We start from the raw sequence: 1,290 nt of genomic DNA on the forward strand, positions 1-1,290 counted from the left end.
CAACCGGGGTGGGGGCACGAAAAACGAAAAAGGGGGGGAGCGGGCCGGATGGACGAGCACACGAGGACCGCACGGGTACCACCGGATCGGGATCGGGATCGGGAAGTGGCGGGTCGTTACCGCCTGCTGTCACCCCTGGGCCGGGGTGGCATGGGGACGGTGTGGCGGGCCCTGGACGAGAACCTCCAACGGGAGGTCGCCGTCAAGGAGGTGCGGGCCCCGGCCGGGCTGACCACCGCGGACATCGGGAAGATGTACACGCGGCTGGAGCGCGAGGCGTGGGCCGCCGCCCGGATACCCCACCGCAACGTGGTGACGGTTCACGACGTCGTCACCGACGACGGCCGTCCCTGGATCGTCATGGAACTCGTACGCGGGCGCTCCATCGCCGAACTGCTGCGCGAGGAGGGGCCGTTGGGTCCCCGGCGGGCCGCGGCGATCGGCGCCGAGGTGCTCGCCGCCCTGCGCGCCGTGCACGGCGTCGGGGTGCTGCACCGGGACGTGAAGCCCGCCAACGTGTTGGCGGCCGAGGACGGCAGGGTGGTCCTCACCGACTTCGGCATCGCCACGGTCGAGGGCGAGACCTCGCTCACCATGACCGGAGAGGTCGTCGGCTCGCCCGAGTACCTTCCGCCCGAGCGTGCCCTGGGCCGCACCCCGGGCCCGGAGTCCGACCTGTGGTCGCTCGGTGTGCTCCTCCACGCGTGCGTGGAGGGCGTCTCCCCCTTCCGTCGGGGCACCCCGCTCGCCACCCTGCGCGCGATCGTGGACGAGGAACCGCCGCCGTCGCGCCGCGCCGGACCTCTCGCGCCGGTCGTCGAAGGGCTGCTGCGCAAGGACCCCGCCGAGCGGATGACCGCCGATCGGGCCGAGCGACTCCTGCGGGGAATCGCCGCCGGCGACACACCGGATGACGGTCCCGCGACCGGCGCGGTGCCCGGCGCCGACGCCGCGACCGGGTCGGGTGTGCCGCCGATGACCGGTGCCGCGACGGTGACGGGTGCCGCGACCGTGACGGGTGCCGTGACCGCGACCGACGTGGTGACGCCGACCGCGACCGACACCGCGACCGGCTCCGAGACGGAGGTGCCCACCGCCGGTGGGACCGTGGCCGGACCGGAGGCACCGACGACGACCGCCACGGTGCCCGGCGCCGGGTCCGGGGCACCGACCACCACGGGGCCCGTGACCGGCACCGGTCCCGACGCCCCGGAACCGCCGCCGACCACGGCCACGACCGCACCCGTGTGGGAGGCACGCCCGCCCGCCGGTACCGGGACTGTCTCTTAT

At 74.7% G+C, this 1,290-nt stretch carries 1 protein-coding gene; it reads left to right on the top strand.

The features are described 5' to 3' along the window. Nucleotides 1-48: 48 nt before the first annotated feature. Nucleotides 49-1,290 (top strand): serine/threonine-protein kinase (locus FOE67_RS26020; RefSeq protein ID WP_228474308.1); only part of this gene is annotated, 1,242 nt, incomplete at its 3' end.

It is taken from the genome of Streptomyces calidiresistens, from assembly GCF_014141525.1.
Lineage (GTDB): Bacteria > Actinomycetota > Actinomycetes > Streptomycetales > Streptomycetaceae > Streptomyces > Streptomyces calidiresistens.